Raw genomic sequence first — 13432 nt, forward strand, 5'->3', positions numbered from 1 at the left:
CGACACCCTCAGCATGGTGCGCACCGTGGGTAGGGAAGACTCAGTAGAAAGGCGTCATGGCCGGTGTTCCGGGCTGCTCCTGGTTCGGGCGGCGAAGAGTTCCCTCCGGTCGGCGACCGGGGAGACCCGCGGCGGGCTGACGAGCCGGCACAGTGTGGCGTCGCAGATGTTCGTGCTCCAGTTCCTGATCGTGGTGCTCCTGGTCGCGGCCGCCGTGGCCGCCCTGGTGCTCAAGGCCCGCAGCGACCGGGTGCAGGCCGCGAGGGCCCGCTCGCTCGCCGCTGCGGAGTCCTTCGCTCACGCCCCCGGCCTGCCGGCCGTGTTGCGCGGGCCGGATCCGACAGCGGTGCTCCAGCCGCTGACCGAGGACGGGCGCAGGAAGGCCGGGGTCGACTTCATCGTCGTGATGAACCCGGACGGTATCCGCCGCACGAGCCCCGTCCCGGCCTGGATCGGCCGGAGGTTCGCCGGGACCATCGGACCGTCGTTGGCGGGACAGGTCACGATCGAGAGCCTCCGCGGCCCCAACGGCAGACACGAAGTGCAGGCGGTCGTTCCGGTCACGGACGGCGGCCGCGTGGTGGGGGTGGTCGCGGCCGGTCTGAGCCTCGACCGGGTGAACAGCGCCATCGACAGCCAGCTGCCGGTGCTGATCGGCGCCGGCCTCGGTGCGCTCACCGTGGCGACGGTCGGCACGGCTCTGGTGGGTCGCCGCCTGCGGCGTCAGACCCACGGCCTCGGCCCCGCCGAGATGACCCGGATGTATGAGCACCACGACGCGGTGCTGCACGCGGTGCGCGAAGGCGTCGTCGTGACGGACGGAGCCGGGGCCGTCCTGCTCGCCAATGTGGAGGCCCACCGGCTCCTCGATGTCCCGGCCGGAGCATTGGAGGGCAGGCCCGTCGCCGAGCTCGGCCTTGACGCACGAGTGACGGAGCTCCTGACCGCCGGTCGCACCGTCACCGACGAGGTCCTGCCCGTCGGCGACCGACTGCTCGCGGTGAACGCGCGGCCGACCGACGCCCGGGGCGGACCGGCCGGACTCGTGGCCACTCTCCGTGACGCTACGGAGCTGCGCGAACTCGCCGACCGGGCGGAACTCGCGCGCGGTCGCCTGCGCATGCTGTACGAGGCGACCGTGGCCGTCGGCACCACTCTGGACGTGGCCCGCACGGCCCAGGAGCTCACCGACGTCGCCACCCGCCGATTCTCCGACTACGCCACTGTCGACCTGGCCGGAGCGGTGCTGAGCGGCGACGAGCCCCCGCCCGGCTCGTACACCGAGGTTCCCGAGCTGCACCGGGTGGCCCTGAGCGGCGCCTACGGCCACCCGCTCTACCGGGTGGGCGAGGTGTACCGGTACCGCCCGGACACACTCATGGCCCGGACGCTCATCGGCGGCGGGCCCGTGCTGGTGCCCGACATGTCACTCGCCGTCGACTGGATGGCGGGCGATCCCGAGCACACCCGGCTGGTCCTCTCCGACGGCTTCCACTCGCTGGTCAGCGCACCGTTGAAGGCCTGCGGCGTACTCATGGGAGTCGCGAACTTCTGGCGTATGGGCACGAATCCGGCCTTCGACGAGGAGGACCTCAGCCTGGCCGAGGAGCTCGCGGCCAGGGCCGCCCTCTGCATCGACAACGCCCGCCGGTTCACCCGCGAACACACCATGGCGGTCGCGCTCCAGCACAGTCTGCTTCCGGGCGGCCTGCCCGAACAGCAAGCCGTCGAGACGGCCCACCGCTACCTGCCGGCCGAGACGGAGGCGGGCGGCGACTGGTACGACGTCATCCGCCCTGGATGGAAGAGCACAACGCTTCTCACCGCCAGGTCCGTGCACGTGTCGAGCATGCCTTCGCCCGCATGTGGAAGATCCTCCGAGACTGCCGGTTAAAGCGCGACGGCGTCCACCAGGCGATGAGAGGTATCGCCCGCCTGCATGACCTGGCACTCAGTCGGCAGACGAGCAGTAGATGCGGACCTACGCTGCCCAGATTTCCGGCCCCTGCTTGATGATGACGAGTCCGTACGCCCGGTCGGAGGGCCAGAGGTCCACTTGATACACGAAGTGGTCACCGGGCCCTCCACCCGTGCCGACCGGTGGTGGTCCGGCCGGGACGTAAGAGACCCGAGCGCGTAGCAATCCAGCGGGAACAGTCAGGCTCGGCCCGTCGGCAGGATCGGTTCCGGGGCTGGACATGGTGAGTTGACCGGTTGGCACGTCGAGGTCGGTCTCCACGATGTGCTCGGCCGCCGGGTCCGTCGTCGGCTCGGAGGCGTGAACAGTGATGAGCGACTCGACCATGTCGTCCCGAGCCGTGCCCACCGAGATCGAGTGCGGTTCCACACCGATGCGGTGGACGTAGATCGCTTCGTCCGTCCAGCCTGCGGGGGCCAGGTTCGGGTCCATCGCGTGCTCGGCGATCCAAGCGTCATAGGGATCAAGGTCTTGGACGTAGAACTGTCCGTGATCGGCGTCGATCATGAATCTCAGCGGAGCGTCAGCCACTAGCGCAGACTATCGAAGCCGACGGGGGCTACTGAGACAGGTTGCGGTCCAGCCGGTCAGCTCAGGGCAGGTAGGCGGCCACCGAAACCCCTCCTCGATCGCTCAGTCGACCACGTGTTCCAGAGCGGCACCAGACTCGTTTGCGGGACAGCCCTTACGAGCTCGTGCACGGTATGCGGTGAGACGTCGAGCCCCGGATGGTTGATCATGGTCGAGTGGTAGGGACCGTGGCTCGCGCAGTGATCATCAGCAACCGCCGGATCACCGGACTGTCGGCTGATGTGGTCGCTGAACTCATCGCCGAAGTGGGCCCGTTGTGGCAAGAGCGTCACCAGGCCAGGCTTGCCTCCCGGCCGCGGAGGCGGGCAGTGGGCGCCGGTGCGAAGCACCGGTTCGTGTTCGTCGACCGGCTCTTGGCCGTTCTCGTCCATCTCCGTCACGGGGTCACTCACGATGTGCTGGCCTGCTGGTTCGGCGTGGACCGTTCCACCATCACCCGGGCCATCGGCGAGGGGGGACGGTGAGCTGGTCCCGGCGCGCAGCGGCCGCCTGTCGTTCGGTACGCGACGCATGGAACCGGTCGATACGCCGGCCCGCCGCGAGGCGGTCGACCGCTGAGAGCGGAAGGAACCCGTCCTGGCGGCCCTCGCCTCGGTCGTGGGCATCGGCGGCGGCCCGTCCGACGCCGCGCCGGGTCTCGACGACGAAGCGGCCACGGTCGTGGTCGCCGCCGCGCACGACGCGGTCATGGAACTGGAGGCCGTACGCCAGCGCCGGACCATCGAGAACTCGGCCTTCGCCAACCTCTGGCGGGGGCCGTGAGGGGGCGCTGACCGGGACTGGCTCGGCCTTGACCGGCCATCCCTCGGACGCGACCTCCAGATGGCTGTGTGTGACCGCAGCGCCCCTGCGATCGCCGCCACGGCCGACTGCCCGTATGGCAGGGGCCGGGGATCAGCGGTGCCGTGCCCGACGCGCCCACCGCGAGGCCCAGGCGGCGCGGATCGTCCACGGCGGCGTCAAGCCGGACCACGGGAACCTTGCCCAGGACCGGGTCATCCTGACGACTTCGGCGTCCCCCACCTCGCGACGGACGCCACGACGCCACGACCGAGATGAGCCCAGGCGCACGATCTCCGCCAGTGGGCACGCAACCGACCGCGGGCTTCCTGAGGCACTCTTCTGTGTGGCATGAGAGATCGACTTCGCGCTCCAGCCAAAGGGTCCGCGCGCATTGGCTTTCGCGTTCTCGTTCGAGTGATCGTCGCCTGAACGTGTCCCGCACTCCGGATGCGCCGGGCAGTCTCGACCTTTCGGTCACGACCTCGAGGAGACCTCTGCATGACTCTCGACCCCTGGGGGACCATCCAGGCGCTTGCCGACACCTTCGACGCCACGGACGCGGACAAGGGCATGACCCGGGAGGAACGGTGGACGTTGCAGGTCCTGAAGATCGGCGAGGAGTTCGGTGAGGCCGCCCAGGCGGTCATCGGCGTCAGGGGAACCAACCCACGGAAGGGAACTTCCCACACCTGGGAGGACGTTCACGACGAGGTCGCCGATGTCATCATCACCGGCATGGTCGCCCTCGCCCGCATGCGCCCTGACGCTGCTTCGTTCCTCGCCGGCCAGCTGCAGGCCAAGTCTTCCAAGTTCCTGTCGGCCCGTCCTGCCGAGCAACCTGACCATCCCTATGAGACCGCCCGCATGAAGGCCGCCGACGCGCTGCCGGAGGAGGCCTGAACAGCGGGCTTCACCGGACGAGGGTGGCAGCGCCAGGTCGGGTACCCGCAGGAGCAGGAGCTCCGCCAGGTCTCGGACCAGGTCCGAGACCTGGCGCCTTCCGGCGTACGCGTCTCACGGTCAAGATACGGGGCCGCCCCGGCTCTCGGCGAGCACACTCAGGAGCTGCTCGCGGAACTTGGCCCGACCGAAGGCCGGCGGTCGGGGGTGTAGGCCCAGGGGCGGAGGTGCTCCAGGGCCTTGCCGATGCGGAAGACGGTCGCGTCGTCGTAGGTGTGGCCGACTATCTGGACGCCCGTGGGTACACCCCAACTGGAACGCCCACTGGGGACGTTGAGGACAGGGCAGCGATTGTTGATGTTGAAGGGGGCGGTCATGGCCGCCCACAGGGGTTCACCGTGGTCTTCGCCGTTCACGAACAGGCGGCCCAGGAGGTCGTCTCCGGCGGGCAGGCCTGGCACTGCCGTCGTCGGGCAGATCAGCGCGTCGAACGGGGTCATCGCCTCGGCCAGTTCGCGCTGCAGCCGGGTCTCGACGCGCAGGCCGTCGAGGTACGAGACACGCTCGCGGGCTTCCGCCATGGTGTCGGCGAAGGCCGCCGCGTAGGTGGTCATCCGGTCGCGGTGGTCCGCCTCGATCTCGGAGACGAGGGCACCGAAGACGGTGGAGAAGTGCGCGGCCAGGCTGATGAGGAGGTCGTCCCTGGTCCACGGGAGTTCGATCTCCTCGATGACAGCGCCCGCGTCCATGAGGGCGCGTGCGACCGCCCGGGTGTTGGCCTCCACCTCCGGATGGACGTCGTACGCGCCGAGGCGGATGCACAGCGCCACGCGCATCCCCACGACCGTGTCGTACTCGGTCGGCAGGACCAGCTTCGGGCGCAGCGACACGTGGTCGCGCGGGTCGGGGCCGGCCAGAACGTTGGCGAAGGCGGCGCAGTCGTCCACGGTGCGGGCCATCGGGCCGTCGCCGCGGTAGTGGTCGGCGGAGAGCGGTGCGGTGCCGGGGATCCGGCCGTACGGGGCCTTGAAACCGACAGTGCCGGTGAAGGCGGCGGGGATGCGGGTGGAGCCGCCGATGTCGGAGGCGGAGGCCAGGAGCGTGGTGCCCGCCGCGAGCGAGGCACCCGCGCCGCCGGACGAGCCGCCGGGAGTGAACTCGGGGTTCCACGGATTGCGGGTGACGCCCCACAGACGGCTGTGGGTGAAGGTGGCGATGGAGAACTCGGGGGTGGTGGTGCGGGCGTGGATGATGCCGCCGGCCTCCAGGATGCGGTCGATCACCGGAGCGTTCTCGGTCGCGGTGACGGCGACGTTGACGAGTGAGCCCTCGGTGAGGGAGCGCCCGGCGATGGCGTGTTTCTCCTTGGTGGCGACCGGGATGCCTTCCAGCGGGCGCGGCATCAGGCCGCCTTTGCCGAGGAATCGGTCCTCGGCGTGCCGGGCCTGTTCGAGTGCCTCGTCGAAGAGTCGCTCGGTGAAGGCGTTGACGACGGGTTCGGTCTGCTCGGCGCGGTCGATGACCGCACGCATCAGGTCCACGGGCGACAGTTCGCGGGCCTCGAAGAGCCGTCGGGCCTCGGTGGCACTGAGGTAGGCGAGATCGGCGCCGGGGTCGTACACGTTCATGCGGAAGCCTTTCCTCGTGGCGGGTGGGGTGGCGGGAAGGAGGTGCGGAGCGGGGTGGAGGCGACGAGTGGGAGGAGCGGTGGGTCAGCCTGCCCGGCCGTCGGTGGCTCGGGTGTCCTGGTGGCACAGCCACGCCGCCGCCGCCGCGAGCAGGGCGGTCACGCCGATACCGATCGTGGGGTCGGGCACGGGGGCGAAGTACGGCGAGTGGTTCGCGGGGACGGTCTCGGGCAGGCCGTCCGTCAGCAGTGCTTCGGGGTCGACGTCCCGGAAGAGGGCGGGATCGGCGCCGCCGAAGTGCCAGAAGACCGAGGGGACGCCGAGGGCGGTGCCGAAGACGCCGAAGTCCTCGCTGCCGGTGAGGGTCTGGGGCAGGGTGAAGACGCGCTCCCGGCCGAGGGCCTCGCCGATCGCGGTCAGGACGGTGTCCGTGGCCCGCTCGTCGTTGACCGTGACGGGGAAGGAGTTGAGCTCGGTGATCTCGGGCTCCTTCGGAGCCCCGGACGCGGCGGCTTCGGCACGGACGATCCGTTCGACGGCCGAGAGGACCCGCTCCCGTACCGCGGGAGTCGTGGAACGGATGTTGATCCGCAGCTCTGCGGTGTCGGGGATGATGTTCTCCTTGGTGCCCGCGTGCAGCGAGCCGACCGTCACCACCGCGGTCTGTGCCGCTCCCGTCTCGCGGGAGACGATCGTCTGGAGGCGCATGACGACCGCGGCGGCCATGACGACCGGGTCGACGGTCGACTCGGGCGTCGAGCCGTGCCCGCCGCGTCCGAAGAGACGGACCCGCAGGCTGTCGGAGGCGGCCATCACCGGACCGGACCGGGTGCCGACGAATCCCGCGGGCGCGGGGGCCACATGCTGGCCGAGGCAGACGTCGGCGCGCGGGAAACGCTCCGGGAATCCGTCCTCGATCATCGCCGGCGCGCCGCCGACCTCCTCGGCGGGCTGGAACACGGCGACGACCGTGCCGCGCCACTCCTCGCGGGCGGCGGCCAGTTGGGCGGTGGCGCCCAGGAGGCAGGCGACGTGCATGTCGTGGCCACAGGCGTGCATCACGGGCACCTCCTGGCCCTCGGCGTCGGCGGCGGTCTCGCGGGAGGCGTACGGCAGTCCCGTCCGCTCCTGGACCGGCAGCCCGTCCATGTCGGCACGGAGCAGGACCACCGGTCCCTCGCCGTTGGCCAGGACGCCGACGACGCCGGTGCCGCCGACGCCCTCGGTGACGTCCCAGCCCTGCCGCCGCAGCCGGTCGGCGGCGATCCCGGCCGTGCGGAACTCCTGGAACGACAGTTCGGGGTGGGCGTGCAGGTCCTCGTAGAGGGCGCGCAGGCCCGGCAGCCGCTCCGGGAGGGCGGCCAGCAGGCGGGTGAGGGGGGCGGCGGTCATGAGAGCTCCTTGGCGGGTGCGGGAAGGGGGGACGCTCCGGTGGCGGTCCGGAAGGAGGCGGCGTCCTGCGGGGTCAGCAGGGCCATGACGGCGGCGATGACGGCGCCGAGGACCAGGGAGGCGAAGGCCACCTGGTAGGAGAAGGCGTCGGCGAGGGCGCCGACGACGGGCGGGACGGCCATGCCGGCCACCTGGCCTCCGAGGACGACCACGGCGCTGCCCACGCCGACCTGTTCCGGGGCCAGTCCGCTCAGCGGGACGACGAAGATGGGCATGTAGCACAGGGCCACGGCGACCGAGGCGAGCGTGCCGAAGACGAGGAAGCCGGTGAGCGAGGACGAGAAGGCGGTCAGGAGCAGCGTGACGGCGGCCACCGTCATGCCGGGGACTATCACCTTGCGGTGATGGCCGCCGAGCCGGTCCGAGATCCGGCCCCCAACGACGATCGCGCCGGCCGCGGCGAGGGCCGGGAGGGCCACGAGGGTCCCGGCCGTGGCGAGGGAGACCTGGTGCTCTTCGACGAGGTAGGAGGGGACCCAGGTGTTGAAGCCCCAGACGATCGCGCTGTAACCGAACATCATGGCGCTGAAGCGCCAGACCACGCCCAGCCGCAGCACACCGCCCGCGCCCGTGCGGAGGGTGCCCGTCGCCGGTTGCACGCGGGGCAGCGGAGCGGGGAGCCGCAGCCGTACCGCGACGAGGACGAAGACGCCGAGCGCCGCCGTCGAGAAGAACGCCGACCGCCAGCCGAAGGCTGCGATCAGGGGAGCGACGAGAAGCGGGGTGAGAACGCCGGCGACAGCGTTGGAGCTCATGATCAGACCATTGGCGGCCATGCGCTCGTCCGGCGTGGTCCGCTCGACGAGGACCTTCAGGGAAGCGGGTGGGAAGACACCCTCGGCGGCGCCGAACGCGAACCGCAGCAGGAGCAGGACAGCGAACGACCAGGCGAAGCCGGTCAGCGCGGTGAAGACGGACCACGCGAGCAGGGCCCAGAGCGTGACGCGCCGCGCGCCGTACCGGTCGGCGAGCATCCCGCCGGGTATCTGGGCGAGGGCGTAGGCGAGGAAGAACGCGGAGACGACCAGGCCCTGCTGGCCCCGGCTGAGGTCGAACTCGGCTCCGAGGGAGGGCAGGACCAGATTGATGACGAGCCGGTCGGCGTAGTCGACCAGCCAGGCAGCGAACAACAGGACAATCGTGATCCGGACGGTTCTCCGGGCGGACTGCGGGGACGGAGCAGACACGAGGCACTCCTCATCACCGTGGCCGAAACTGGGCATCGGCCGGAAGTGCCCCTACGATCCGGCCTGTAACCGGAATCGCCGGAGAATTGCAGGAAAGCATCAGAGAGGGCGCCGTGACACCCGATTCCCGCGACACCTGTGCGGACGTACGCTTCTCCGAACTGGACCTCGCGCTCGTCGACGCCCTGCAGGCGGCCCCCCGGGCACCGTGGTCGCAGATCGGCCGGGCGCTCGGAGTGGACGCGACGACGGTGGCCCGGCGCTGGGAACGGCTGCGCCTGAACGGTCTGGCCTGGGTCACCGCGTACGACGCGGCGAAATCGGCCACCGTCGCCTACGTCGAGGTGCGGTGCCGGCCGCGGTCCCTCGAAGGAATCAGCCGTGCCCTGGCCGACATGCCCTGGGTCTTCAGCGTCGACGAGACCGCCGGCGACTTCGACCTCCTGGCGTCCGTCGCCGCCGCCGACCTGCCGTCCCTCGGCCGCTCCGTACACGGCCTGATCGGCGGTCTGAAGGGCGTCCGGTCCACCCGGACCCGGCTCGGGATCACGCTGTACGGCGAAGGCGGGGACTGGCGGATGCGGGCCATGGAACCCGCCGGACACGCGGAACTCTCCGCGCCGCGCACCGCGCGCTCGACCGTCTACAGCGCCCGCATGCACCACCCGCCGGCGCCGGAGGACCAGGCCCTGCTCGCGGCCCTCGGCGTCGACGGACGCCTCGGCTACACCGAGCTCGGGGTGCAGGCAGGGATGAGTGAACACACCGCCCGCCGTCGGCTCCAGCGGATGATCAGCGACGGCGACATCACCTTCCGCTGCGACCTGGCCCATCCCCTCGCGGGACTCTCGACGGTGGTGCTCTACCGCACCGCGGTCCCCCACAGCCACCTCGCGGCCACGGGCAGCGCGCTGGCCCGGATGGAGGAAGTCCGCCTCGCCGTCTCCGTCAGTGGCTCCGACAACCTCCTCGTGATGCTCTGGCTCCGCGGCCTGCACGCCATCGACCCCTTCGAGGCGCAGCTCGCCGAGCGCTTTCCCCAGCTGAAGGTGAGCGACCGCACCGTCTTCCTCCGCTCCCGCAAGCGCATGGGCCGCCTCCTCGACACCACCGGCCTCGCGACGGGACACATCCCCTTCGCACTGCCCCGCGTATGGCCCACGGCTCCAGCAGGCGAAGGGGTCCCGTGACGCGGGCCACGTCGAAGCCGGGCACCGCAGGGCCGAACGGCAACGTGACCAGTCGCGCGCGGGCTCCTCAGGTAGCTCGTCTCTGCCGTCCTCGTGGTCGGAACGTGTCGGCGGCGGGACTGGTGCCTGCGTCCTCGGTGAGTCCGCGGACCAGCCCGTGGTCCGGGGGCAGCCGACAGGCGGGGTCCGTACGGGTGGCGTCCCCGGTGAGTGCGTATGCCTGGCAGCGGCAGCCCCCGAAATCCTCGGCGCGGCGGGAGCAGGTGCGGCAGGCCTCGGTCATCCACCCGGTTCCGCGACAGCGGGTGCAGGCTGCGGCGTGGTCCCGGATCCAGGCCAGCGCGTAGTCGCGGACGTTGGGCGGGTCGAGATCCGGCAGGATTCCCGCGGCAGGACAGGGAAGGGCGGTCCCGTCCGGGGTGACGGTGAGGGAGACTGCGCCCCCCGCCTACACACGGCTTGGCGACGCCGTCGAAGTAGTCGGGGACGACCCAGACGAGCGCGGTCAGCGGTTCGTCGCCTGCCGTCAGCGGGCTCGTGGGCCAGTCGGGCACGCCACCGGTCGACCGCCTCCCGGACCCGGGCGAGTCGGGGCGCGTGGGCATCAGAGCAGCACGGTTGAGGAGACCCCAGCCGTAGAACTGGACGTCGGCCAGCTCGATACGGTCCACGCCCCAGGACAGGCCCAGTTACGCGGAAGTAGGCGAGTCTGTCAGGAGCGATCCCCCACAGGTAGTGGCGTCGATGCCGCCCTCACGGATCCGCTGGTACAGCCGGGACCACATCCATGAAGCCTTCCTCCCTGTCACGCCTCAGCGCGCCGAGCCCAGAACAGGACGTGGCCACTGTCGCCCTTGGGCACGAACTCCTCGTGGGCCACGTCGAAGCCGGCTTGCACGAGCCATGCGCGGTTCGTACCGGCGTCGGCGTGGCTCCACCACATGGCGGCCCCGCCGCCGAGCCAGTTCTCATCGGTCCCGGTCCAAGCCCGATGCCCGGTGGTGCTCAAGAACCAGCCTCCCGGCCGCAGCCAGGAAGCGATCCGCTCCAAGAGGGCGGGCTGTTCCTCCACCGGAACATGGATCAGGGCATACAGGCAGACGACGGCGTCGAAGCTGCCCTGGGGGAACTCCAAGGTCGTGGCATCAGCCCGGATGAAGTCGGCGCCCGGCACAAGCTCCCGGGCCCTGCGGATCTGGACCTCACTGATGTCGATGCCCGTCACGCGGTGACCCGCCGAGGCCAGGGACCGGGCTACGGGTACCCCGGTGCCGCACCCGATGTCCAGGACGGTGCCTGTCTCAGGGAGCCGACCCAGCAACTCCTCGATCCACGAACCGTATGTCGTCTCGCTGCCCAATGCCTGCTCGTAGTGCTCCGACAGCACGTCATACCCGCGCCGGACCAATTCCTTTGGATCTTCAACGTTCACGCGCGCACGCTACGACGCACCTGTCGGGAGCGCGACCGCTTTCCCAGATGCTGTGGCCGCCCCTCCACCCGACGGAGGCTGTGCCCGCCTTTGCGTGAGCTCCTCTTCATACGTTCCGACAATGCCGTTGGACGGGACAGGCGGGGACATCCCAGGGCCATCTCGCACGACGCCGTCGACCGGCGGCAGCCACACCGCCGGGGACCCCCTCCGCTCTCCGACACCGACGCACCGACGCACCACATCGACAGAACGTCACCCTTTGAACACACTGAGCACGGAGGTGTGCTCATGACTCAAGCCGACCGGCCCCACGGGATGCGGGCCGCTGTACACGAGACGTACGGCCCCGCCGACCTCAGTGCGGTGCCCGTCTTCGCGGGTGGGTTCATCAACTTCGGCTACTGGCAGCCCGAGGACCTGGACCGTCCGCCGACCGTGGAGGACAGGATCCGCAGCCAGCAGGACCTGTACCGGCAGGTGCTCGACTCCGCGGGGCCCCTCGGCGGTGCCCGGCTGTTGGAGGTCGGGTGCGGGCTGGGTGTCGGCTGCGCGCTGGCGTTGGCGGAGTACGGTCCCGCCCAGGTCACCGGCATGGACATCCACCCCCAGCAGCTGGACCGCGCGCGGCGGGCGAACGCGGATCTGCTGGACGTGGGCGGGGTCGAGCGGCTGCGGCTGGCGCGCGGGGCGGCCGAGCGGATGCCGTTCGGGGACGCCGAGTTCGACTGCGTCTACAGCGTGGAGGCCGCCCAGCACTTCGACGACCTGGCACTCTTCGCCGCGGAGACCGCCCGGGTGCTGCGGCCCGGAGGGCGGACCGCCATCACCAGCTTCTTCACCCCGGACCCCGTCGGCGCGCCTCGGCTGGCCGAGCTGCTCGACACCTTCGCGGACGGGCTGGACATCGCCCGTACACCGTCCGAACTCACCGACGCTCTGGCCTGGTCGGGCATGGTCGACGTCCGCTGCGAGTCCATCGGCCCCTCGGTCTGGCCGGGCTGGGACCACTGGTTGTCCGCCCAGTGGAAACCGGGCACCTGGCCGAGGAACTTCCTCCACGCCTGGGAGAAGGGTTTCCTCGACTACTACGTCATCACCGCCGGCCGCCCCTAGCGGGCGCCGGCGCGCCCGGCCGGCCGACTGCGCGACTCTGCGGTTCAGGAGGAGGGTGTGCCGTTGAGGAGGCTGGACCCCAGGGGTGTGAGGGCGTGGTGGACGGCGCTGCCGTGCCGGGTGGTGGCGATCAGATTGGCTTGTCGCAGCACAGTGGCGTGTTCGCTGGCGCTGGCCAGGGATATCCCCAGGCGCTGAGCGAGCTCACTCGTCGTGCAGGCGCTCACCCCGATGGCGTCCAGAGCGTGGGCCCTGGTCCGGCCGAGCAGCGCCTTCAAGGCCTTCAGGGTCCCGCCCGGTGCGGTGGTCAGCACACCGGCGACATCACCGACGGTACGCAGGACGGGAACGAACAGCACCGCGGGTTGCCGGCTGTCGACGGGGCTGAGGAAGACGTTCGGCCGGGTCTCGTAGAACGCCGAAGGCACCAGCATCAGCCCGCGTCCGTCGAGACGGAGGTCCTTGACCTGTGCGCCGCGCCCGATCTCCAGTACCGGTGGGCGCCAGCGGAACCCGGGCGGCAGCCCGGCCAGCAGCGCCTCCACCCCCTTCTCGGCGAAGGCCCGGGCATGGCCGGCTTGTTCCTGCTGCAGCCGGGCCCGGATCCGCGACCAGTAAGGAGCCACCGCCACCCGGTGATATCCGTCCAGGAAGTCCACCAGCGCCCGCCGGTCGGCGCGGTCGTATGCGGGATCTCCCCATGCCAGCCCCGTCCACCGTTCGGTGCTCCCCGTCATCAGCTCACGTAACTCGCCTGCCCCGATGAGCTCCTCGCGCATCAGGTCCGGGCGAACGCCGCGCAACGCCTCCAGACCCTCCTCCCACGACGCGGTCGGCCCGGTCGACGTGAACAGGTCCAGGAAGGCACTCTGGAACAGCGTCGCAGCCGGGTGGAGGACCGGGCCCAACGTCTGCCGCACCTGTTGACGCCAACCGCCCAGCACCGTGGGGCCCTTGACCTGCTGCAGGGTCGTGAGACTGAGGAGCGTCTCCCCCAGGGGCCCCCACGTGTCCATCACACGGGTCCTGGCCAGATCCTCCTGGCTGAGGTGGATGCGAAGCATCGACACGTCACTCCTCCTTCTCGCTCAACCGGCCGAGAACTGACCTTGCTCCCTTGATCGGAACAAGCCCAGATCCTTTTGCGTCAGGCGCTTCGGTCGAGACCGAAAGGC

General features: G+C 70.6%; 12 protein-coding genes and 2 pseudogenes. 7 read left to right on the forward strand and 7 right to left on the reverse strand.

What is annotated here, in order from left to right; translation table 11 throughout:
- Positions 1-166 precede the first annotated feature (166 nt).
- Together ACZ3ZE_RS36340 and ACZ3ZE_RS36345 are read left to right on the forward strand one after the other, a co-directional pair.
- Entirely contained in the window at positions 167-1894 is a 1728-nt protein-coding gene (locus ACZ3ZE_RS36340) for a GAF domain-containing protein (RefSeq protein WP_467262131.1), read from the forward strand.
- Positions 1792-2013, forward strand: a pseudogene (locus tag ACZ3ZE_RS36345) (hypothetical protein); the annotation flags it as partial. The gene ACZ3ZE_RS36340 and the pseudogene ACZ3ZE_RS36345, both read left to right, overlap by 103 nt.
- On the opposite strand, the gene ACZ3ZE_RS36350 reads toward ACZ3ZE_RS36345, so the two are convergent.
- A complete protein-coding gene (locus ACZ3ZE_RS36350; RefSeq protein ID WP_467262110.1) occupies positions 1982-2485 on the reverse strand; it encodes a hypothetical protein in 504 nt (167 codons plus the stop codon). The pseudogene ACZ3ZE_RS36345 and the gene ACZ3ZE_RS36350 overlap by 32 nt on opposite strands.
- 221 nt (positions 2486-2706) lie before the next feature.
- On the opposite strand from ACZ3ZE_RS36350, the gene ACZ3ZE_RS36355 reads away from it, so the two are divergent.
- The 3 genes and pseudogenes from ACZ3ZE_RS36355 (at position 2707) to ACZ3ZE_RS36365 (ending at position 4252) form a co-directional block, all read left to right on the forward strand.
- Entirely contained in the window at positions 2707-3033 is a 327-nt protein-coding gene (locus ACZ3ZE_RS36355) for a helix-turn-helix domain-containing protein (protein ID WP_361179815.1), read from the forward strand.
- Positions 3026-3331: pseudogene (locus tag ACZ3ZE_RS36360) on the forward strand (GPP34 family phosphoprotein); the annotation flags it as partial. The gene ACZ3ZE_RS36355 and the pseudogene ACZ3ZE_RS36360, both read left to right, overlap by 8 nt.
- Positions 3332-3850: 519 nt before the next feature.
- Entirely contained in the window at positions 3851-4252 is a 402-nt protein-coding gene (locus tag ACZ3ZE_RS36365) for a MazG-like family protein (RefSeq protein WP_363292866.1), read from the forward strand.
- A 158-nt stretch (positions 4253-4410) separates the two neighbouring features.
- Here the strand turns inward: ACZ3ZE_RS36365 and ACZ3ZE_RS36370 are convergent, their stop codons facing one another.
- The 3 genes from ACZ3ZE_RS36370 to ACZ3ZE_RS36380 all read right to left on the reverse strand — a co-directional run bounded on the left by ACZ3ZE_RS36370 (position 4411) and on the right by ACZ3ZE_RS36380 (position 8462).
- Positions 4411-5880: an amidase gene (locus tag ACZ3ZE_RS36370; protein WP_467262112.1), complete on the reverse strand. Its 1470-nt coding sequence runs from the start codon at positions 5878-5880 to the stop codon at positions 4411-4413.
- Positions 5881-5964: 84 nt separating this feature from the next.
- Positions 5965-7272 carry an amidohydrolase gene (locus tag ACZ3ZE_RS36375; protein WP_467262114.1) on the reverse strand — a complete coding sequence of 436 codons (1308 nt, stop codon included), beginning with the start codon at positions 7270-7272 and terminating at the stop codon, positions 5965-5967.
- Positions 7269-8462, reverse strand: coding sequence for an MFS transporter (locus ACZ3ZE_RS36380; RefSeq protein ID WP_467262116.1), 1194 nt, complete (start codon positions 8460-8462; stop codon positions 7269-7271). The genes ACZ3ZE_RS36375 and ACZ3ZE_RS36380 overlap by 4 nt, the downstream gene beginning before the upstream one ends.
- 170 nt (positions 8463-8632) lie before the next feature.
- On the opposite strand from ACZ3ZE_RS36380, the gene ACZ3ZE_RS36385 reads away from it, so the two are divergent.
- Positions 8633-9709, forward strand: coding sequence for an Lrp/AsnC family transcriptional regulator (locus ACZ3ZE_RS36385; protein ID WP_361179828.1), 1077 nt, complete (start codon positions 8633-8635; stop codon positions 9707-9709).
- A gap of 67 nt (positions 9710-9776) precedes the next feature.
- Here ACZ3ZE_RS36385 and ACZ3ZE_RS36390 read toward each other — a convergent pair whose 3' ends face one another.
- Together ACZ3ZE_RS36390 and ACZ3ZE_RS36395 are read right to left on the reverse strand one after the other, a co-directional pair.
- Positions 9777-10091 carry an SPASM domain-containing protein gene (locus ACZ3ZE_RS36390; protein WP_467262133.1) on the reverse strand — a complete coding sequence of 105 codons (315 nt, stop codon included), beginning with the start codon at positions 10089-10091 and terminating at the stop codon, positions 9777-9779.
- A 423-nt stretch (positions 10092-10514) separates the two neighbouring features.
- Positions 10515-11141 (reverse strand): class I SAM-dependent methyltransferase, encoded by a 627-nt coding sequence (locus ACZ3ZE_RS36395; protein WP_467262117.1) that lies wholly within the window; start codon positions 11139-11141, stop codon positions 10515-10517.
- A 291-nt stretch (positions 11142-11432) separates the two neighbouring features.
- On the opposite strand from ACZ3ZE_RS36395, the gene ACZ3ZE_RS36400 reads away from it, so the two are divergent.
- The gene (locus ACZ3ZE_RS36400) at positions 11433-12257 is read left to right on the forward strand and encodes a class I SAM-dependent methyltransferase (protein ID WP_467262118.1); all 825 of its coding nucleotides are present in this window, start codon (positions 11433-11435) and stop codon (positions 12255-12257) included.
- Between the two features lie 44 nt (positions 12258-12301).
- Here the strand turns inward: ACZ3ZE_RS36400 and ACZ3ZE_RS36405 are convergent, their stop codons facing one another.
- Positions 12302-13327: an ArsR/SmtB family transcription factor gene (locus tag ACZ3ZE_RS36405; RefSeq protein WP_467262119.1), complete on the reverse strand. Its 1026-nt coding sequence runs from the start codon at positions 13325-13327 to the stop codon at positions 12302-12304.
- Positions 13328-13432: the final 105 nt, after the last annotated feature.

Source organism: Streptomyces sp. NPDC023157, from assembly GCF_055560575.1.